Origin of the sequence: Providencia sp. 2.29, assembly GCF_015832305.1 — a bacterium.
Taxonomy (GTDB): domain Bacteria; phylum Pseudomonadota; class Gammaproteobacteria; order Enterobacterales; family Enterobacteriaceae; genus Providencia; species Providencia stuartii.
On sequence record NZ_CP065420.1, the window covers coordinates 4,220,014 to 4,240,933 of the forward strand.

22 protein-coding genes are annotated in these 20,920 nt (G+C 42.0%); 8 read left to right on the forward strand and 14 right to left on the reverse strand.

The genetic code is table 11. The features are described 5' to 3' along the window. Positions 1 to 70 precede the first annotated feature (70 nt). A complete protein-coding gene (locus tag I3B46_RS20030; RefSeq protein ID WP_014657315.1) occupies positions 71 to 277 on the reverse strand; it encodes a DUF1107 domain-containing protein in 207 nt (68 codons plus the stop codon). A 307-nt stretch (positions 278 to 584) separates the two neighbouring features. Between I3B46_RS20030 and I3B46_RS20035 the strand changes: the two genes are divergently transcribed. Continuing rightward, positions 585 to 1,145 carry a YtfJ family protein gene (locus I3B46_RS20035; RefSeq protein WP_004915703.1) on the forward strand — a complete coding sequence of 187 codons (561 nt, stop codon included), beginning with the start codon at positions 585 to 587 and terminating at the stop codon, positions 1,143 to 1,145. Positions 1,146 to 1,304: 159 nt separating this feature from the next. Here the strand turns inward: I3B46_RS20035 and qseC are convergent, their stop codons facing one another. After that, positions 1,305 to 2,651: a quorum sensing histidine kinase QseC gene (gene qseC, locus I3B46_RS20040; RefSeq protein ID WP_014657314.1), complete on the reverse strand. Its 1,347-nt coding sequence runs from the start codon at positions 2,649 to 2,651 to the stop codon at positions 1,305 to 1,307. Beyond that, a complete protein-coding gene (gene qseB, locus I3B46_RS20045) occupies positions 2,648 to 3,310 on the reverse strand; it encodes a quorum sensing response regulator transcription factor QseB (RefSeq protein ID WP_004915700.1) in 663 nt (220 codons plus the stop codon). Before qseB ends, qseC begins: the two co-directional genes overlap by 4 nt. A gap of 177 nt (positions 3,311 to 3,487) precedes the next feature. Between qseB and I3B46_RS20050 the strand changes: the two genes are divergently transcribed. The 4 genes from I3B46_RS20050 to mqo all read left to right on the forward strand — a co-directional run bounded on the left by I3B46_RS20050 (position 3,488) and on the right by mqo (position 6,948). Further along, entirely contained in the window at positions 3,488 to 3,892 is a 405-nt protein-coding gene (locus tag I3B46_RS20050) for a YgiW/YdeI family stress tolerance OB fold protein (RefSeq protein ID WP_036942658.1), read from the forward strand. A 145-nt stretch (positions 3,893 to 4,037) separates the two neighbouring features. After that, positions 4,038 to 4,631 carry an NUDIX domain-containing protein gene (locus I3B46_RS20055; RefSeq protein WP_014657312.1) on the forward strand — a complete coding sequence of 198 codons (594 nt, stop codon included), beginning with the start codon at positions 4,038 to 4,040 and terminating at the stop codon, positions 4,629 to 4,631. Between the two features lie 422 nt (positions 4,632 to 5,053). Then, positions 5,054 to 5,443: a cupin domain-containing protein gene (locus tag I3B46_RS20060; RefSeq protein ID WP_014657311.1), complete on the forward strand. Its 390-nt coding sequence runs from the start codon at positions 5,054 to 5,056 to the stop codon at positions 5,441 to 5,443. Positions 5,444 to 5,454: 11 nt separating this feature from the next. Further along, positions 5,455 to 6,948, forward strand: coding sequence for a malate dehydrogenase (quinone) (gene mqo, locus I3B46_RS20065; RefSeq protein ID WP_004915691.1), 1,494 nt, complete (start codon positions 5,455 to 5,457; stop codon positions 6,946 to 6,948). Between the two features lie 53 nt (positions 6,949 to 7,001). Here the strand turns inward: mqo and cysQ are convergent, their stop codons facing one another. Beyond that, complete coding sequence (gene cysQ, locus I3B46_RS20070; protein ID WP_004915686.1) at positions 7,002 to 7,742, reverse strand: 3'(2'),5'-bisphosphate nucleotidase CysQ; 741 nt, start codon at positions 7,740 to 7,742, stop codon at positions 7,002 to 7,004. Positions 7,743 to 8,328: 586 nt separating this feature from the next. Here cysQ and I3B46_RS20075 point away from each other — a divergent pair. Next, on the forward strand, positions 8,329 to 9,297 hold the full coding sequence (locus tag I3B46_RS20075; RefSeq protein ID WP_036942656.1) for a hypothetical protein: 969 nt from the start codon (positions 8,329 to 8,331) through the stop codon (positions 9,295 to 9,297). 95 nt (positions 9,298 to 9,392) lie between these two features. Here the strand turns inward: I3B46_RS20075 and fklB are convergent, their stop codons facing one another. Next, positions 9,393 to 10,013: an FKBP-type peptidyl-prolyl cis-trans isomerase gene (fklB, locus tag I3B46_RS20080; RefSeq protein WP_004915679.1), complete on the reverse strand. Its 621-nt coding sequence runs from the start codon at positions 10,011 to 10,013 to the stop codon at positions 9,393 to 9,395. Positions 10,014 to 10,243: 230 nt separating this feature from the next. On the opposite strand from fklB, the gene I3B46_RS20085 reads away from it, so the two are divergent. Next, positions 10,244 to 10,885 (forward strand): LysM-like peptidoglycan-binding domain-containing protein, encoded by a 642-nt coding sequence (locus I3B46_RS20085; RefSeq protein WP_004915675.1) that lies wholly within the window; start codon positions 10,244 to 10,246, stop codon positions 10,883 to 10,885. A gap of 403 nt (positions 10,886 to 11,288) precedes the next feature. On the opposite strand, the gene rplI is transcribed toward I3B46_RS20085, so the two are convergent. The 7 genes from rplI to nsrR form a co-directional block, all read right to left on the reverse strand. Beyond that, positions 11,289 to 11,738, reverse strand: coding sequence for a 50S ribosomal protein L9 (gene rplI / locus I3B46_RS20090; RefSeq protein WP_004915671.1), 450 nt, complete (start codon positions 11,736 to 11,738; stop codon positions 11,289 to 11,291). A 38-nt stretch (positions 11,739 to 11,776) separates the two neighbouring features. After that, positions 11,777 to 12,004: a 30S ribosomal protein S18 gene (gene rpsR / locus I3B46_RS20095; protein WP_000135199.1), complete on the reverse strand. Its 228-nt coding sequence runs from the start codon at positions 12,002 to 12,004 to the stop codon at positions 11,777 to 11,779. A gap of 4 nt (positions 12,005 to 12,008) precedes the next feature. Continuing rightward, complete coding sequence (gene priB / locus I3B46_RS20100; protein ID WP_071599631.1) at positions 12,009 to 12,326, reverse strand: primosomal replication protein N; 318 nt, start codon at positions 12,324 to 12,326, stop codon at positions 12,009 to 12,011. An 8-nt stretch (positions 12,327 to 12,334) separates the two neighbouring features. Continuing rightward, the gene (gene rpsF / locus I3B46_RS20105; RefSeq protein WP_004915670.1) at positions 12,335 to 12,730 is read right to left on the reverse strand and encodes a 30S ribosomal protein S6; all 396 of its coding nucleotides are present in this window, start codon (positions 12,728 to 12,730) and stop codon (positions 12,335 to 12,337) included. Between the two features lie 156 nt (positions 12,731 to 12,886). Beyond that, entirely contained in the window at positions 12,887 to 13,636 is a 750-nt protein-coding gene (rlmB, locus tag I3B46_RS20110) for a 23S rRNA (guanosine(2251)-2'-O)-methyltransferase RlmB (RefSeq protein WP_060561485.1), read from the reverse strand. Between the two features lie 67 nt (positions 13,637 to 13,703). Then, entirely contained in the window at positions 13,704 to 16,178 is a 2,475-nt protein-coding gene (rnr, locus tag I3B46_RS20115) for a ribonuclease R (RefSeq protein WP_040132542.1), read from the reverse strand. 42 nt (positions 16,179 to 16,220) lie between these two features. Next, positions 16,221 to 16,643 carry a nitric oxide-sensing transcriptional repressor NsrR gene (gene nsrR / locus I3B46_RS20120; protein WP_014657306.1) on the reverse strand — a complete coding sequence of 141 codons (423 nt, stop codon included), beginning with the start codon at positions 16,641 to 16,643 and terminating at the stop codon, positions 16,221 to 16,223. 455 nt (positions 16,644 to 17,098) lie between these two features. Between nsrR and I3B46_RS20125 the strand changes: the two genes are divergently transcribed. Continuing rightward, positions 17,099 to 18,301 carry a mechanosensitive ion channel family protein gene (locus tag I3B46_RS20125; protein ID WP_104873168.1) on the forward strand — a complete coding sequence of 401 codons (1,203 nt, stop codon included), beginning with the start codon at positions 17,099 to 17,101 and terminating at the stop codon, positions 18,299 to 18,301. Positions 18,302 to 18,364: 63 nt separating this feature from the next. Here I3B46_RS20125 and I3B46_RS20130 read toward each other — a convergent pair whose 3' ends face one another. Together I3B46_RS20130 and hflC are read right to left on the reverse strand one after the other, a co-directional pair. Further along, positions 18,365 to 19,666, reverse strand: a complete 1,302-nt coding sequence (locus tag I3B46_RS20130; RefSeq protein ID WP_014657305.1) for an adenylosuccinate synthase — start codon at positions 19,664 to 19,666, stop codon at positions 18,365 to 18,367. Positions 19,667 to 19,917: 251 nt separating this feature from the next. Then, on the reverse strand, positions 19,918 to 20,919 hold the full coding sequence (hflC, locus tag I3B46_RS20135) for a protease modulator HflC (protein WP_004915648.1): 1,002 nt from the start codon (positions 20,917 to 20,919) through the stop codon (positions 19,918 to 19,920). Between the last annotated feature and the right edge of the window lies 1 nt (position 20,920).

Consider the following 20,920-nt stretch of genomic DNA (forward strand, 5'->3'; position numbering starts at 1 on the left):
TGATGCGCCACTTTGTGTGGCGCTGCTTTTAATTAAATAGCGAACAACTATTTAATTAAATCAACAGCATTTACCCCAACTCAGATTGTAGAACCAGAACTTGTTTATTCACCTCACTCATTACATTGTAGTGGCGCTTATCACCCACTTTAGGTGGTAAGATTTTGCCGTAATTGAATTCAAATGCACCAAAGCCTTTGATGTAAATACGACCACGGAATAGCGTTTTAACGTAGAGTGCAATTTTGGATGGGTTATAACGGTTAAATATTTTCATTAGAACTTTTCCTTTCCTTTTGTCATACGATACTCGTTCACTCATACCGCTCGTTAATAATAGACCAGTAATATTTACTTTGGTTCTATTATTGCAGTTTTATTCAATTCATTTACAGAAAATGACACTACGAACATTCTGTCAATAACCTCAAAAACTTTGTAGTTATGCTAAATTTTGCAAAAATGTTAATTTCAGTTTCACAACTCATCGGATGAGCTATGCTATAACTGTAAGCGCAAAACATGACTGCCATGTTTCAGTCATTGCATGACACTCTCAAACCAAGTAATAATGAGGTAATATAATGATTAAAAAGAATTTTTTACTTGCTTGCCTACTCACCTTATCATCCACAGCTTTCGCAAGCCAAATCCAACTAAATCAACCTGTACCGGCAGTTTCTGTTACAGACAAAGGAGAGATGCTATTAAGTCAAGAGGGGAAATTTTCCTATCAAGAGTGGAAAAGCCAACAATTACCAGGAAAAGTCCGTACAGTTCAACATATTGCGGGGCGCTCTTCCGCTAAAGAGCTGAATGCACCATTGATTGAAGCGATCAAAAAAGCGAATTTTCCCCATGATGCTTATCAAACAACCTCAATTATCAATGCGGATGATGCCATTTTTGGCACAGGTGTTTTCGTCAGTAACAGTGTTGAAGACAGCAAAAAAGAGTTTCCTTATTCGCAATTTATCGTTGATAGCGATGGTGTCGTTAAAAAAGCATGGCATCTCGCACCAGAAAGTTCAGCGATTATCATCTTGAATAAACAAGGAAAAGTGCTTTACTTCAAAGACGGTGCGCTCACTGCCCCTGAAGTGGATAAAGTGATCACATTAATTAAATCTGAACTTGCTCAATAGCGCTCATCACCTCTTGTGCACGGAAACATCGCTGTCGTGCACATATTAAAAGAGAGGTGTGAGTTTATCTATCACTAGTGAGTTATTCTAAAAAGGCTTATTAGCCACTAAATTTATATGGTGAATAATTATTTGGAATTTATTAATAACCAAGCATTATTACCAAGTGATTTTGACGCAAAAACCGCCATTTTCGCCATTTGCAAAAGCCAATCTGAAATGGTGTAGCTCAGCAATCTGTTTCGCAATAGATAACCCTAAACCACTACCTGTTTTCTCTTGCCCCGGTGGACGATAAAAGCGTTCACCTAACCGTTTAAGAACATCCTGAGTTACCCCTTGCCCATCATCATGGATCGTGAGGTGATCCTTATTCAGTACAATATCTACTTTTCCACCAGCCTTACCATAGCGAATGGCATTATGTAGCAAATTCCTTAAAAGGATAGCTAATAACAGACGCTGCCCAGTCAATAATGGTGGCTCATTAACCACTACAACATCCATTGTCGTCTGTGCAGCTTTCGCCTCTAATGAGATATCTTGCAGTGCAGACTCAATTAAGGCTAACCATGAAAGTTGCTCCACATCATCAAGCTGTGACAATGACTCTAAACGAGAAAGCGTTAATAGCTGATCGACAAGACGTGTGGCTCTATCGATCCCTTCGGATAAGTTAGCAACCGCATGTTCTCGAATGGTAGGATCATGCCCTGCTATCTGCACAACTTCGGCCTGCACTTTCAGTGCTGCCAACGGACTACGTAGCTCATGGGCCGCATCCGAGGTAAATTGGCGTTCACGAGCAAACATCGCTTGAATACGCGTAAATAAGCTATTGAGTGCATCTAACATTGGCTTGACTTCTGAGGGGAGCCGCTCAACATGCACTGAACTCAGCTCATCGGGCCGCCGTTGATAGAGTTGGGTTGTGACTTGATGTAATGGCCTCAATGCACGCGTTAATAACCATAAAAACAGGATTAGCATGATAGGCAGCGCAATTAGCCAAGGTAAAAACTGCGCAACCATAATCTCCATCGCCATATCTTGCCGATATTCCCACTCTTGCCCCACGACAATAATATATTGCCCTTCCGATGATCTTAGCCAAACAAAGCGCCATTCATCATCACTTCCTTTAATTTTGCCTTCGGTAAACCCTTCTCGGCTAAAGTTAAACGGGATTTTGCGCCCATTATCACCGTCATTCAGTACCATCTCCCCTTGAGGTGTGAAAATGGCGAATGCCAGCGCATCATCATCTTGATTACCACGGTTTTTACGTAAGATTTTCTTCGTTTTTGCTAATGAAACATCATTAAAATCGAGATCAGAAGGTAATACAGACAAACGTTTAGCAAATACCATTTGCTGAGTATCAAACAGTTCATTGATCGTTTTATATGTTTGATGCCACGCAAGTAAACTCGCCACTCCCCACGTCATTAGCGCGAGTAGCAACAGCATGAGTGTCAATTTTAAGCGTAAGCTAAAGGTTTTCATGCTTCCTCACCTAAACGGTAGCCGACACCATGAACTGTTCGAATAAAACGTGTACCTAACTTACGCCGTAAATGGTGAATATGCACCTCGACGGCATTGCTGGATACCTCTTCATCCCAGTTATACAATTTTTCCTCAATGAAGGCACGAGACAGCACCTTGTTTGGATTATGTAAAAACAAGGATAATAGAGATAACTCCTTACTTTTTAATTCGATACGTTCACCGTGACAGGTGACAGTCATTGCAACAGGATCCATTTCAATATGACCATGCTTTAATATTGGCGACAATTGCCCGCTACGCCGACGAATTAATGCCTGCAAACGCGCAGCAACTTCTGCAAGCGCAAAGGGCTTACAAAGGTAGTCATCGGCACCTTGTTGTAGCCCTTGCACTCGCTGATCCAAGGCATCTCTTGCGGTTAATATTAAAACAGGCTCATCACGCCCTTCTTTGCGCCAAAACTTCAAAATCTCCATACCATCTACACTCGGCAGAGAAAGGTCGAGTATCACGGCATCATAAGGCGCATCGAATAAGGCGACTTGCCCTTGCTTACCATCGGCAAACCAATCAATGGTAAAGCCAAGTTGGCTTAATCCTACTTTTAAACCATCGCCAATTAACCGGTCATCTTCGATCAGCAAAATACGCATGATTTTCTCCTTTATTAGAATATTGTTATATTTATCCGATTAATTTGGATATGACCAGTTGTTATGAACTAAATTTAAAATATATTTTTTTTCTGTGGGTTCTTAAGATCCTGTTAAGAATTTCTTGTTTTAATAGCTCCCGTAAACAAATTTTGGTAACAAATGGAGAGGACCACTATGAAAAAATTACCCTTAATCGCGTTAATTGCTGCATTAGCTTCTGCACCTGTACTCGCTGCAAATGGTGGCTTTGATGGACCAGGCGCGGCTCAGACGACCACCAATCAAACAAACCAAGCTGGTGGCTTTTCTGGCCCAAATAGCGGCGAAACTACGGTCGCTAAAGCTCTCGATTTATCCGATGATAGCTGGGTGATCTTGCGTGGTAATATTGTTAAGCAGTTAGATCAAAAACATTATGAGTTTACCGATGGGACAGGCACCATCAATCTCGAAATTAGCCCAAAACGCTGGAATGGCATTAATGTCACGCCAAAAGATAAAGTAGAGATCCGCGGTAAAATCGACAAAGACTGGAATACACGCGAAGTGGAAGTCAAACAGATCCAAATTATAAAATAATCTTTTGGTAAAAATTAAGGTAGCCGCTACGGCTGCCTTATTTATATTGATAGAGATTGATGTGATAAAACTGGCATAAACTCTTATTTAAGGATGGTGACCACAGTGCTAAATTAACCGTTACCCCTATTACTAAGGTAACATCATGTCTGCTAAAACGCCCCAAATCCGTCATATTCGTGAAACTTTACTCTCTGATAATTGGTATACCTTAAAAAAATACACTTACGAAATTCAACGCCGCGATGGTCGTTGGCAGCAGCAAACCCGTGAGTCATATGACAGAGGAGACGGGGCTGTTATCCTACTTTACAACCAAGCGAAAAATACCATTATACTGATCCGCCAATTCCGCCTTCCTTTGTATATCAACGGCTATCCTCATTTTCTTATCGAAGCTGCGGCTGGGTTGCTTGATAATGCATCGCCCGAAGAACGCATTATTGCCGAAACAGAAGAAGAAACAGGTTTTCGTATCGAAAAAATAGAAAAAGTCTATGAAGCCTATATGAGCCCAGGCTCCGTCACCGAAAAACTCTATTTTTATATTGCCGAATATCACGATGGCGACCGCATCAATTCGGGAGGTGGGCTTACCGAGGAAGGTGAAGATATTGAAGTATTAGAGTGGGAATTCCCAAAAGCATTAGCCGCGATAAAAAGTGGTGAGATTGTTGATGGAAAAACGATTATGCTTATACAACACATTGCCCTAAATAATATTTTAAAGAGTCATTAAAAGTACTATTTATATTATTCTATTTTCCTTCTTGATAAGAACCAAGAAGGAAAATTAAATAGGGTTTATTTCTTCTTATATTTTTACATTAATACGTTTTATTTCCTCTATACTAGAAATATTGACATTTCTTATCCCAGCTCAAAAAATAAATAAAAATACCAAATTACAATCAATAGGTTACGATAATTTTTTATTCACAAATATACTATCAGGAACTATTAATCTAATAACTACAGTGTTTATTTTAAATAAAACACGATACAATCAAATAATGTGATATTTTATATTTACAACAATAACGAGTAGGTTAATTATTAATTTTCAGTTTAGTCTTTTTTAGAAAGTCCTTTATTGAAAGTCTCACTCTTTTACCAATTAAGTTGTTTGTTCAGCCATATAAAATGTAAGAGGTTAATAATATGATACGTTGTGTTCGTATGTGGACCGGTGAAGATGGCAATTCTCTTTTTGAAGAAGGTACGATTGAATTAAGTGGTGAAGCTAGAGGCGATAAAGAAACGCCTGCTATTGCCGTCAGTGAACTTTCATTTCGTGAAACAACCTCTGGTGGGTCTTGGGATTGGCATAAAGATCCTGTACCACGTTATGTCATCACACTTTCAGGCACTTTAGAATTCGAAACCAAAGACGGCTCAACTTTTATTATCAAGCCTGGTGATATTTTACTCGCACAAGACAACACAGGTACTGGCCATAAATGGCGTTTAATTGGTGATGAACCATGGCGCCGTGCTTATGTTGTTTATCAAGAAGGCACTGAACTGTGTTTTAAACCCTCTAAGTCTTAGGAGTTTTTTGAATGAGTAAGCCTATTTCAGAACAAGTTGATATTGCGCTCATTGGCGCAGGTATCATGAGCACCACACTCGCAACTTTTTTAAAAGAGCTTGAGCCATCGCTAAATATTGCGATATTTGAAAGACTCAATGACTGTGCTCAAGAAAGTTCCCACCCATGGAATAATGCGGGAACAGGTCACGCAGCAAACTGTGAAATGAACTACACGCCACCGAACCCAGATGGTACAGTGGATATCAGCAAAGCGCTTGAAGTTAATACTGAATTTGACCTATCACGTCAACTTTGGTCCTATCTTGTCACCAAAGGTAAAATCAAAGATCCCCGTGACTTCATTCACCCTTGCCCACATATGAGCTTTGTTTGGGGTGATGATAACGTAAAATTCCTCCAGCAACGCTATCGCCAAATGTCTGCTCACCACTGCTACCAAAACATGGAATACAGTGATGATCCTAAGCAGATCAATGAGTGGGCACCGTTGATTATGGAAGGCCGTGATCCAAAAGAAGCCATTGCAGTCACACGCGTGGTAACGGGGGCTGACGTAGATTATGGTGCATTGACCCATTTATTGATGGAGCAATTAACACAGCAATCGGGTTTCACTGTTCATTACAAGCATGAAGTGGTTGATGTTAAGAAAACCGCAGAGGGTCGATGGAATATTGAGGTTAAAAACCTACTCACTCACGAAAAAACCATCACATCAGCGAAATTTGTGTTTGTGGGCGCGGGTGGACGTGCAATAGAGCTACTACAAAAATCAGGCATCCCAGAAGGTAAAGGCTTCGGTGGCTTCCCTGTAAGTGGTATCTGGCTACGTTGCGACAACGAAGAGATTGCTAATCGCCATCATGCAAAAGTTTATGGTAAAGCAAGCAAAGGCTCCCCTCCGATGTCAGTGCCTCACTTAGATACACGTATCATTGGCGGCAAACGTTCACTTCTATTCGGACCTTACGCGGGTTTTTCCAGTAAGTTCCTTAAACATGGCTCTTATTTAGACTTGTTTGAATCTGTGCGCTTAAATAACATCGAACCGATGCTGGCAGTTGCTAAAGATAACTGGTCGCTGGCGGAATACTTAGTTGGACAAGTATTACAAACATCAGCACATCAGTTTGCGATGCTACAAGAGTTCTACCCTGAAGCACAACATGAAGACTGGAAAGAAGTTGTCGCGGGTCAACGTGTACAAATCATTAAGCCAGATCATGATAAGAAAGGGGTCTTGGAATTCGGCACGGAGCTAATTACCAGTGCAGATAAGTCCTTCACCGTATTAATGGGAGCATCACCGGGCGCTTCTACTGCGGCCTTTATCGCGCTAAACGTTTTGAAAACTTGTTTTGCCGAGCAGCTTAGTGCAGATGGCTGGGAAGCACGCTTAAAAGAGATCATTCCAACTTATGGTATTGACTTAAAAGTCGATGCAAAAGCTTGCTCTGATATCCGTGCGGCAACGGCAAAAGTGCTCAAACTGGATAATTAATTCAGCGCTGTCGGGTAAATAAAGTTATTTACCCGACATTATTTCACCATAGTTTAAAATAACGTTACGCGAAAACCTGGGTTTAAAAAGGATTCACGTGGTGTGTAATCTAATGTTTTGCCATTCCAATCAAGCACCTTAGCCCCAGCTGCCATTGCGATTGCATGCCCTGCTGCTGTATCCCAAATGTTAGTTGGCCCAAAGCGAGGATAGAGCTGCGCTTTCCCTTCCGCTACCAAGCAAAATTTTAATGATGAGCCAATTTCTACCGTGTCATGGTTCCCCAATTGTGCAAGGTAATCACGTAATTCAGCGTCTTGATGAGAGCGGCTAATCGCTATGATTGGAGGTGTTATATCTTTAACATGGATTGACTGTTTATGCCCACCCTCTTCTTTCCACGCTTGATTACCCTCCGCATAATAGAGCAAGCCTTTGGCGGGCGCATAAATAACCCCCATAACGGGCATACCCTTTTCAATCAAGGCAATGTTAACGGTAAAATCCCCATTACGATGAATAAATTCTTTTGTGCCATCAAGTGGATCAACCAACCAATACCGTTGCCAACCTTTGCGTTCATTCCATGAAGGGGGGTCTTCTTCAGATAACTGAGGAATATCCGGTGCAATGCGAGTCAAACCCGCTGTAATAATTTGATGAGCGGCAATATCCGCAGCCGTCACCGGAGATTTATCGCTTTTTTGCTCAACTTGTAGCGGTTCTTGAGCATGATAGATCTCCATAATGGCAGAGCCTGCATCGATAGCCAGTTCACAAATTTGTTTTAGCATGATTCACCTCTTTTCCATCACTCTTTACCTTAAGATTAACAGCCATAGATAGTAAGTGCACGCTAATTGAAGCCACAGAAACCGTTCACACTTACCTTATCAATCTACATTATTTTCTTTCTAAGTAGTTTCAATTAATGAAAAGAATAGTGTTCTTGGGGAAATGTTGCGTTATATCAGAATAGTGCTTTATATTTTGCTTTGAGTTTGATTTATTACTCGACATTTGCAATAGTGATATTGCTTAATCCGTTGTTTTGTATGCGTAAGAAACAAATAAGCGAGAGCCGTGAGCTTCTTTTAAATAAAAGCAATTATAGATTGTGAATATATATCCGAAGTTAGTTTAGGTTTTTAGCTCTCACGCTACTAAGAAAAATTCCTATATTTATGCCCGATGGCAACATTAAGATAGCAAACGTTATGATCCATTCTCGAGTAGCAACAACGCATTATGATTTAATGCCATACAGAACAATAAGTAAAAATGACAGTAAGCTTGATAGCATTTTTGAACGGGAATGTAATCTTCTATTTATATATCACCGCTATCAATTATGTGATTCTCTAAAATTTAGGAATAAAAATGAGTCAATCAAATGCAGCCAAACTCTCTTTTTTTAGATTACCCGCCATATTTGTGAGTGTTTGGATCCTCACTGAATATTTGTGGTTTTATAGCGTGACAATCCAACCATTATTATACGCGCCACCGCATTATTTAAATTCGATTATATATGGCCTAAGGGTAGAGTGGTTCATTAAGATTTTTATCTTCCTACTTTCCACTTGCCTTATCTTTTACTACACCAAATTGAACCAAGCTAACCTTAAAAATATCCTTATTGTTGCGGGTATTGCCATTGTCTACTTTTTTATTCTCAAATTTACGCAACACTTAAGTGGCATAGTCATGAACAAGACATTTGGAGGGATAGGATTATATCATCGCCCCAGCTTAGTGTATGCCTACAGGTTTTCCATTATAGTTAGCATTATCAACGTCTTGATACTTATTTTGCTATTTATACCAAGAATATTTTTTTGTAAAAAAGCGCGTCATGATTTCGTATTAACAAAAAAAAATCATGGGTTAATTTACAATGCACTCTATACCATAACCATGTTATGTTTTACGCTTGTTATCACCTTTATCACAGTATATAGCATTGCATTATTCAAGGAGAATCAACTGATATTAAAAGGTTTCTTGCTTCTGAGTTACCAAGCGTCTGACATGTTATTTCCTGCAACAGCAGCTGCTATCGTTATCTTCCTTTTAAGTATATATAGATCAATTCCTTTCCAAGGAAGTCAACTCAAGGTAAAACGTTTAATGCTTCTTTCGTTCATTAATACCATTATACTACTGGCGATAATGAGCCTGTTAGCATTCTTACTCTATTTATCAATAAAGGCCAATCAACAAATCGCCACTTTAGATAAGTTCTTCGTCATCGTTGGTATTGTGATTTTTATTATCATTGCACGTCTTATAAATAAACGGGTGTTTAGAACGAAAAAAGATTCACCCACAATTACGCCTACCGCTTAAAACATAAAAAGGGCTTTGCGGCCTCGCCTTCATAATAAAAAGGCTGACCTGCAAAGCCCTGATAGTAGCTTAGTCAGTTATACTGACCGCCAAGATTACAGAATTTCGAGTAACTCAACTTCAAAGACTAGCGTGCTGAATGGCGGAATAGATGCGCCTGCACCACGTTCGCCATAAGCAAGCTCGGAAGGGATATAAAGTTCCCATTTAGAACCGACAGGCATCAGTGTTAATGCTTCAATCCAACCTTGAATAACGCCGCTAACAGGGAACTCTGCGGGTTGACCGCGCTGCACTGAGCTGTCAAATACAGTACCATCAATCAAGCGACCGGTATAATGTACGCGAACACGGTCTGTACGTGTAGGAATTGCGCCTTCGCCTTGGTTAATGACAGAAAATTGCAAACCAGACTCAGTGGTTGAGACACCTTCACGTTTTTGGTTTTCTTCAAGGAATGCACGGCCTTCTGCGGCCATCGCTTCTTGGCGAGCTACACGAACAGCATCTGCACGCTCATGGATTTCACGTAACGCTTTATGTAGCGCTTCGACGGGAACTGAAGGCATATTACCTTCTAATGCGTCAGTAAGACCCGCTAAGATAGCTGCCGGCTCTAGGCCTTCTAAGCCAGACTCTAATAGTTGTTGACCAACTTGCAGGCCAATACCGTAGCTTGCTTGAGCTTCTACTGAATCAAAATTTTGGTTTGCCATGAAAATACCTGTATGGTTTTTGATAAAAAACCAAGGATAACAGCCCCTCTCTTATGGGTAAACCTAAACAATGCCTATCAAGAATAAAAGCCTTTCGGACAGCCTGATCCCGCTCAGTGTTCTCTGAAAAATAACTTAGGGTAATCAAATTACTACAAATCAGTGCTAGTATTCTTGTTATCACAAGTTATTTTGCCTGTTGTTAGGGTTTCCTCAATCAAGGAGGAGTCATGTTTAAACTTTCAATATTTCATCGTATTGGTATTGCTGTTTTAACGATCATTATCATCGCGGCGTTTTTTATACCTGTCGATGACAAAAACAGCGATCAGCAAATAGCACAAAATCAGCCACAACCTATTGTAGTTCCACCACCCACAGCACCGGAAATTGTGACCCAAGCCCCTTCGGAGGAGCCAACCATCAGTAGTGGAACAGACGACACACAAACGCGTTTACCTAATGAGCCTGAAATTATTCAAGAGCCTCCCGTTGAAACCGTTCCACCTACCACTGTCGAGCAACCTAAGCAACCGGTCACACCATCAGAGCCAAAACAGACCACACCAACAGAGCAAGAGAAGCGTCCAGCTACGCGTCCTTCCACTAATAATTGGCAAAATTATCAAGTCCAAAAAGGAAAAACACTGGCTCAGTTATTTCGTGACAATCATCTGCAAGCCAACGATGCATTTATCATGGCACGCGTTGAAGGCCCAGAAAAACCATTGAGTAACTTGCGCCAAGGGCAGAAAATTCGTTTGAAAGCGAATGCCAAAGGTGAGGTACAGCTTTTAGAAGTGACAACTGCGGAAGGTAAAACGGTTAGTTTTGCCCGTTTAAGTGATGGTAGTTACTACCGTACACCTTAGTTATTCGTTAAAACATTAACGCTCCACTATCAGGCAATAGCTGGGGCATTAATGTTTATACAAAAAATCCCATTTCGCTTTATGCCACATACTGTCAATCAACCTTACGCGGTAAATTTGCTATTACGCAATCGCATTTAGCTCGATTGCTCCAACTCTAACTCACACTTGAAAAAATTAGGCTATTGCCATTTTCTATCAAAGTCGCAAATCAGTGGTATCACTGTACTCGATATAGGATGGAGTGGTGTGAATAAGGTTATTTCGTGGAAAGCAGCAGGATAGGTAAAACGCTTACGACTTTTAAGTAAAAATAACGGTTTTTAGGCAATAAAAAACACCGGACAAGCCGGTGTTTTTTTGTACCATCGAATAAGTCCGATAGTACTACCATCATTTTTGATTACTCAGCAACGATGATAACGTTCAGCTCAGCAAAAACATCGCTGTGTAACTGGAAGTGAACTTCGTGGTCACCAGTAGTACGCAGAACGCCGTTTGGTAGGCGAACTTCGCTTTTCGCGATTGCAACGCCTGCTGCAGTGACTGCATCAGCGATATCACGAGTACCGATAGAACCAAACAGTTTACCTTCGTCACCTGCTTTAGAAGCAATAGTCACAGAGCCCAGTGCATTAACAGCTTCTGCACGAGCTTGAGCTGCTGCCAGAACTTCAGCCAATTTAGCTTCTAGTTCAGCACGGCGAGCTTCGAAGAATTCGATGTTTTTCTTAGTTGCAGGAACAGCTTTGCCCTGTGGAACTAAGTAGTTACGAGCATAGCCCGATTTAACGTTAACCTGATCACCCAGGCTACCTAGGTTAGCTACTTTATCAAGCAGAATAACTTGCATTACCTTATCCTCTTAAAGTCGTTAATGGACTGTACCAATTACTGATGACGATCAGTATATGGCAACAGAGACAGGTAGCGAGCGCGCTTGATAGCACGAGCGAGCTGACGCTGATATTTTGCACGAGTACCGGTGATACGGCTTGGTACAATTTTACCACTTTCAGTGATATAGTTTTTCAGCGTTGCGATATCTTTATAGTCGATCTCTTGAACGCCTTCCGCTGTGAAACGGCAGAACTTGCGACGACGGAAATAACGTGCCATATGGCTAGTCTCCAGAATCTATCAAATCAATCTGCTCGGCATGAAGAACCAGTTTACTCAGTCCATTGCGCCCTTGATGGGTACTAATAAAACCTGTCACTGTAATTCGACTGCCGACCGTTATACTGTGAGTATGGGCTTGTAAGGCTTGTCCGCTAACAATGATGGGCATTCTGCACCATGCTTGCCGAGTCAATCCCGCTTCCTGTTGTTGTGAACGATGTTCTAAAACAAACTGGCAGTGAGGAATACCCGACGGACTCACTTTTCGAATTAATGCTTTACAGACCGTGCCTGTGAGCACCAAACGATTAGTGAACACCTGCGCAATTACTCTTCAGAATCCCCAGCTTCTTCAGCTTCTTCATCCTGATATTCATCAGCCAGGTCACGGCTACGACGTTCGTCTTTAGCTTTAACCATTGGAGAAGCTTCTGTCACCGCGTGTTTAACGCGCATAACCATGCTGCGGATAACGGCATCGTTGAAGCGGAAGTTAGTTTCCAGCTCATCAATCGCTTCCTGTGGAGCTTCTACGTTCATCAGAACATAGTGAGCTTTGTGCAGTTTATTGATTGGGTAAGCCAGTTGACGACGGCCCCAGTCTTCCAGACGGTGGATCTGACCTTGTGCGTTAGTGATTGTCGCACTGTAACGCTCGATCATGCCCGGAACCTGTTCGCTTTGGTCAGGATGGACCATAAAAACGATTTCGTAATGACGCATTAGTAGTTGCTCCTTACGGATTATTCAGCCTCCTGTCAGGGTTAACCGCGGCCCGCGGAGGCAAGGAACTTGTTGAGTGCGGCTAAAAAATTGACGCGTAACTATACCCATCCCTGAGAAAAAACTCAAGGGATGGAGACAAATATCAGAGAATATTTATTCTACGGCTGACTTCTCGGCACGTTGACGAACCGCTTCAAACAAACAAATCCCTGTTGCAACAGAGACATTCAGTGACGAAACAGTACCCGCCATAGGAATGCTGATCAACTCATCACAATGTTCACGAGTCAAACGGCGCATACCTTCACCTTCCGCTCCCATCACCAATGCCATTGGCCCTGTGAGCTTACTTTGATAAAGCGTATGATCGGCTTCACCAGCAGTACCAACAATCCACACATTGTACTCTTTTAACAGACGCAATGTTCTGGCTAAGTTTGTCACACGGAATAGCGGAACACTTTCAGCCGCACCGCATGCCACTTTTTTTGCTGTCGCATTTAACTGTGCAGACTTATCTTTTGGCACAATCACCGCATGAACACCGGCGGCATCAGCACTACGCAAGCATGCCCCTAAGTTATGAGGATCAGTAACACCATCTAAAACTAATAAAAAAGGCGTGTCTGTACTTTCAAGAAAATCAGGTAAATCACCCTCTTGGTACTGTTTACCCGGCAACACTTTCGCAATGATCCCTTGATGAACCGCGCCTTCTGTTTGTGCATCCATCCATTGACGATTCGCCACTTGTACAACAATACCCAGTGACTCGATTTCCTGGATAATCGGCATTAGACGGCGATCTTCACGCCCTTTTAAAATATAGACTTCTTTGAACCGTGATGCGTCACGATCAAGTAAGGCTTTCACCGCATGAATGCCGTAAATAATTTCGCTCATAAATATCTTTTTTGTTGATAGAATTCAAGGTGGCATTACGCCACCTTATTTGATTCAGCAGGGTCAATTACCCTTCTTGCTTCTGGGCTTTTTTCGCTGCACGTTTTGCTTTTAATTTTGCACTGATTTTCTTCGTTTTGTCAGAGGCTTTTTTACCTTTCGCCTTTGTCTCTGCCTTCTTACCCGCTTTTTTATCCGTTTTCTTGCCATTTTTGTCTGAGCGACGGAATGCTGAATCAGGCTCGAAGTTTTTATCTCGGCTTACATCGCGTTTACCACGCGCGGATTTAGTAGCATTTTTGACTTCTTTTTTCATTTTATCGCGGGCTGTTTTACCCGGATTTTTAGCTTTACGTGTCGTTGAAATCAACGCGAAATCAATCGTACGCTCATCCATATGCACGGCTTCAACACGAATTTCAACTTCATCACCAAGTCGATATGTGGTTCCCGATGATTCACCAATCAAACGTTGACCCACAGCATCATAGCGATAGTAATCGTTATCCAGCGTCGAAACATGCACTAAGCCATCAATGAACAAATCATTAAGGCGTACAAAGAAGCCAAAGCCTGTCACACTGGTAATCAACCCAGTAAACACTTGACCAACTTGGTCTTGCATAAAGTCACATTTTAACCAATCCGCCACATCGCGAGTCGCCTCATCGGCACGGCGCTCAGTCATTGAGCAATGTTCACCTAACTGCAACATGCTATCCATATCGTAGTGCCAGCCACCTGTTGGCGTCCAACGATGATCGGTATGCCCCTGCTCTTTAGCCAGTAAGTACTTGATACCTCTATGCAACGTTAGATCGGGATAACGACGAATTGGCGATGTAAAGTGAGCGTAGGATTTTAAAGCAAGCCCAAAGTGACCTCGGTTTTCTGGATCATAAATGGCTTGCTTCATTGACCGCAAGATCATGGTTTGCAGCAACTCATGGTCAGGACGGTCAGCCACTTCATTCATGACCTGTGCATAATCTTTCGGCTCCGGTTTCATTCCCCCCGGCAAGGTTAACCCTAACTCACTAAATACAGAACGTAAATTCATCACACTCTCTTCTTTCGGGCGATCATGCACACGATACAATGCAGGCTCTTCATGTTTTTCAACAAAACGAGCCGCCGCAATGTTGGCTAAGATCATACACTCTTCAATCAGTTTATGAGCATCATTACGCTCTACAGGCTCAATACGCTCAATACGACGTTCAGCATTAAAGATAAACTTCGCTTCTTCAGATTCAAAAGAGATAGCCCCGCGGTCAATACGTGCATTATCTAACGTTTTATACAGAGCATGAAGCTGTTCAATATGAGGCACTAATGCTTTGTAGTGTTCGCGTAACTCTTCATCACCTTGCAAGATTTTCCATACTTTAGTGTAGGTTAATCTTGCGTGAGAGTTCATCACCGCTTCATAGAATTTATATGATGATAAGCGACCAGATGCCGACACGGTCATTTCGCATACCATACACAAGCGATCGACACCTGGATTCAGTGAACACAGGCCGTTCGATAACACTTCCGGTAACATCGGAACAACTTGTGATGGGAAATAGACCGAGTTACCGCGGCTACGCGCCTCATCATCAAGGGCGGTTTGTTGACGAACATAATAGCTAACATCAGCTATCGCAACCCACAAGCGCCAGCCACCGCCTTTTTTCGGCGCACAGTGTACTGCATCATCAAAGTCACGAGCATCTTCACCATCGATAGTCACGAGTGGCAAATCACGTAAATCGACGCGGCCTTTTTTAGCAGACTCTGGTACTTGTTCATTTAAGTCAGCGACCTGCTTTTCCACTTGAGGGGGCCATGTATGTGGGATTTCATGGGTACGCAAGGCAATTTCGACTGCCATTCCCGTTCCCATACTTTCCCCTAATACTTCAATAATATGACCTACCGCCTGAGAGCGACGCTGTGGTCTCGTGATTAATTCAACCACCACCACGTTCCCCATTCGCGCACCATTAATTTGGTCTTTAGGGATCAAAATATCGAAGCTTAAGCGGCTATCATCAGGCACAACAAACCCCATACCTGACTCAATAAAATAGCGACCAACAATTTGGTTATTACGAGGCTCAAGGACACGGACCACACGTACTTCTGTACGCCCTTTACGGTCCTGACCATAAGCTTGTGCTAAAATAACATCACCGTGCAATGCACGTTTCATTTCGTCTTGTGACAAATAGTAATCTTCTTTTTTACCTTCAACTCGCAAGAAGCCATAACCATCACGGTGACCTATTACTTTTCCTTTGAGGAGGTCTAAACGCTCAGGTAGTGCGTAACATTGGCGGCGGGTAAACACCAATTGCCCATCACGCTCCATTGCACGCAGGCGACGGCGTAATGCTTCTAACTCTTCTTCAGAAGAGAGGTTTAATAATTGTGCAATTTCTTCACGTTTTGCTGGAGCCGAGCGCTTAGTGAGGAGTTCGAGAATGAATTCTCTGCTAGGAATTGGGGAGTCGTATTTTTCTGCTTCTCTTTCCTGAAAAGGATCGCGTGACATCGTTACCTCCGTTGTCATCAGAATTTGTAATTACCGCATCATTTAATCAAGCAGTAATTGATAAAGCGGGCTGTTGTCTTTCACCATATCAGCCAGCGTATGTTTATCGAGTTCTTTTAAAAATTGTTGTATTGCCTGATGAAGCACACCCTTCAAACGGCAGGCTGGCGTAATATGACAAAATTCACCACTACAGTTCACCAGTGTCAGAGGTTCCAGAGCTCTTACTACATCCCCAACACGGATCGTTTCCGCGGGTTGGCCTAGGGTGATCCCGCCATTTTTACCTCGCGTTGCTTTAACATAACCAAGATGACTGAGCTGATTAATAATCTTAACCATATGATTGCGGGAGACTCCATAAACTTCAGTAACTTCTGTGATACTGGTCATTTTCCCTTCAGGAAGGGATGCCAAGTAAATCAGAGCACGTAACCCATAATCTGTAAAACTCGTTAGTTGCACAATCACCTCAAAATTTCGGCTTTGCCAATGGTTATCTGACTTTACCTACTTATTAATTTCAAATTGTAGCGACATCACACCCCGTTACTGTTTTATACCCAATAACTACGACGAATAACGCTTTAATTTGCAACCATAAGCGACCTTTTCATTCTAGTTTAGCTTACCACAAAGAGGTAATATCCCCTCAATAACAATACATATCTATGATTATTTGCCATTATGCGGTGTTTTATTGACATAATTTGACTAATAATATGTCAATAGCGAGTAATGCCATAACGCTAATCATACCTATAATAACATAGATTGCTAAGGCCACTCGTGGATTTGCACTATCTAAAAGGATATTAGAGTGAACCGAAAACCTATATATCACTTTTATCATCAATTCTTTTTAGTTTGCTCATTTTATAATAAGCCATCAGCACATTGAGGATATGATGTAGGATACTATGGAACAACTTGCTGAAATTTATAATGTTATCTCGAACAACACCCTATTAATGACCTCGCTTTTAGTCGTGATCCTGCTGCTCACTTGGTTTGTGGGAAAAGTGATTTTTTTGCGGTTTGCCCGACAGTTGCTACCGTTACTGACTAACTTAACCGATGATGACTTGATTGATGGTGTTGCGAAGAAAATAGCCTCAATTGTCGCTGTAACCTTGGTACTTTACCTTAATCAGTTGCTGCCCTCATTCTCCGATGAAGTCAATATAACCTTCAAAACCATTTGTTGGTCGCTCATTGTGATCAATGGTGCAGGGCTAGTCAATGATGGCCTTGATGTCTTTATTTTACGGCAAACGACCCGAACTTTGCATCGAAATAACTCCATCAAAGGGTATATTGAAATCGCCAAAATTATTGTTTGGATTATTTCATTTATCCTTATTATCGCATTAATGACGGACCAGTCACCTGTCATTATTATTTCCAGTTTTGGTGCAATCGCAGCGGTATTAATGTTTGTATTCCAACATACCTTACTGTCGTTTGTAGCAAATATTTTAGTTTCTAATGGGAAAGTCTTAAAACTTTATGATTGGATAGAGCTACCAAGTAGTAATATTAGCGGTGAAGTCATCGATATCGCACTGCACACCATCACCATTCGTAATTGGGATAACACGATTTCACGTATTCCGACTAAAGATTTTCTCACGGAGAAATACACAAACTGGCAACCCATGTTCTCTTCGGGTGGCCGTAGGATTAAGCGTAGTTTTTATATCGACCAATCATCAATTGAATTTGCAACCGAAGCGTTATTGAATGAATTAAAGAATACGGCACCACTGCGTAAAAGCCTAGAAACGATGCTCGAAGAGAAAGGCGAACTCGGTAATATCAATGAATGGATGATTGACAATGGCGTGACCAATCTCCAATTGTTTAGAAAATATATTTTAAATTGGATAAAAATGCGCGGGGATGTCAGAGCTGATATGTATTTAGTGATCAGAACCATGCCACCAACACCTAATGGTCTTCCTGTCGAAATATACTGTTTTACTCGTTCCACAACTTGGGTGGATTATGAAGAAGTGCAGTCGGAAATATTCGAGTACGTCAACGCATCCGCTAAATATTTCAAATTACGGATCTATCAACACCCATCCGGTAGCGATTTAGCCCATTTAAAACGTGATTAATTGATAAAAAAAACACCGAAATATTCGGTGTTTTTTCTCTAAACCTAAAGATTAGGCTCGATATTATTCAGCGTCAAACGGGTCGCGTAAGATCATCGTTTCAGAACGATCAGGACCTGTTGAGATGATATCAACCGGAACACCAGTCAACTCTTCAACACGCTTGATATAGTCTAACGCAGCTTGTGGTAACAGCGCTCTGTCTTTCACACCGAACGTTGTTTCGCTCCAGCCTGGTAATACTTCATAGACAGGCTCTAAACCTTCCCACTCATCAGCAGCTAATGGTGTTGTTTCAAGAACAGTACCATCTGGACGACGATAGCCTACACAAATTTTTACTTCTTTCAGGCCATCTAAAACGTCTAGTTTCGTCATACAGAAGCCAGACAGTGAGTTGATCTGAACAGCACGGTTAATCGCCACGATATCTAACCAACCCGTGCGGCGCTTACGACCTGTTGTTGCACCGAACTCTTGGCCTTTTTCACGTAGGAAATCACCCGTTTCGTCAAATAACTCAGTTGGGAATGGACCAGCCCCTACACGAGTAGAGTAAGCTTTAATGATACCCAAAACATAGCTTACATAACGTGGGCCTAAGCCTGAACCTGTCGCAACACCACCCGCGGTTGTGTTGGAAGAGGTCACGTACGGATAAGTACCGTGGTCAATATCCAATAAAGTGCCTTGTGCACCTTCGAACATGACTAATTCATTCTTCTGATGTGCTTTATAGAGCAGATCAGAAACATCAACTACCATGCCAGTCAGAATATCAGCGACTGCCATGATATCATCAAGGGTTTTCTGATAATCAACAGCGGGTTCTTTATAGTAATTCACCAACTGGAAGTTGTGGTATTCAACAATTTCTTTTAGTTTTTCAGCAAAGGTTGCTTTGTCAAACAGATCGCCAACGCGCAGGCCACGGCGAGCAACTTTGTCTTCATAAGCAGGACCAATACCACGACCCGTAGTACCAATCGCTTTCGCGCCACGCGCTTTTTCGCGCGCATTGTCTAATGCGATATGATAAGGCAGGATCAGTGGGCATGCTTCAGAAATACGTAAGCGTTCGCGAACAGGAACACCGCGATCTTCTAATTGCTTCATCTCTTTCATCAATGCGTCAGGTGCGAGTACGACACCATTAGCAATAATGCTGATGACATTTTCACGAAGAATACCGGATGGAATTAAGTGGAGAACGGTTTTTTCACCGTTTACAACAAGAGTATGGCCAGCATTATGGCCGCCCTGATAGCGAACTACATATTTAGCACGCTCTGTCAGCAAGTCGACGATCTTGCCCTTTCCTTCGTCACCCCATTGGGTGCCCAGTACGACAACGTTCTTACCCATTTCAAAATACACTCGGTTGCTTAAAAATGAATTCTACCATCTAAAATAATCTGTTCCAGTGATTTTTTGCACAGCAAAAAATTTTTTTCTGGAAAGCAAGAAAAAATGGCCTTTTTTATTTCTGTCATCAATCCAACTGATAGCGACCAGATTAAACAGTATTAGTTTTCCCTGAAAAATCTAATACTTAAAGAGACAGACGTAAAAAAAGCCCGCGAAGCGGGCTTTTCTTTATTAGCTTAACAGTTATTTTAATCCGTTGCACGCAACTTGGTTGGTGCTTTCATAAAGCGGAAGAAGTCTGTGTCTGGGCTTAATACCATCACGTCCTCACCGCTATTAAAGCTGTGCTCATAGGCACGTAAGCTACGGATAAAGGCATAAAACTCTGGGTCTTGGTTGAATGCGTCAGCAAACAGTTTTGTTGCCATCGCATCCCCTTCACCGCGTAGAGTCAATGCTGTACGTTCAGCTTCTGCTAACGTTTCAGTCACAGTTTTATCAGCCACCGCACGGATCTTCGTGGCTTCTTCTTGGCCTTGTGAACGATGCTGACGTGCAACCGCTTCACGCTCTGCACGCATACGCGCATAGATAGCCTCAGAAACTTCGTTCGGTAACTCAATACGTTTGATACGAACGTCAACAACTTCAATCCCTAAAGCAGCCATACTGTTTGCGTTAGCGACTAACGGCGTTAAGTTAGTCTCTTCTTCAACGCGCGCTGCCGCAGAAGCAATCTCTGCATCGACTTCCTTAGTCGATTCATCAGATGCTGAACCTACGTTCAGAGCTTCGCGTACATCAACAGTCAAACGACCACGTGAGTCTGTAATAATATCTTTAACACTCAGACGACCAAACTCAGAGCGCAAACGGTCACTAAACTTACGTTTTAAGAATGTTTCAGCTTGATCTGAGCTACCACCACCCGTTGCCACATAATAACGGCTAAAGTCAGTAATGCGCCATTTCAGGTAGGAGTCTACCATCAAGTCTTTGTTTTCACTTGTCAAATAGCGGTCAGCTTGGATTTCCAATGTCTGAATACGCGCATCAAGCATTTTCACCGTTTCGATGAAAGGCACTTTAAAATGCAAACCTGGCTCATAAATGATAGGTTTATTGTCAGCGTCACGCACAACCTTACCAAAACGCAGCACAATACCGCGATCGGCTTGAGGGACAATAAAAATGGATGCGTAAGCGACTGCCAAAATAGCAATAATAATAACAATTAGCGAATTACGCATG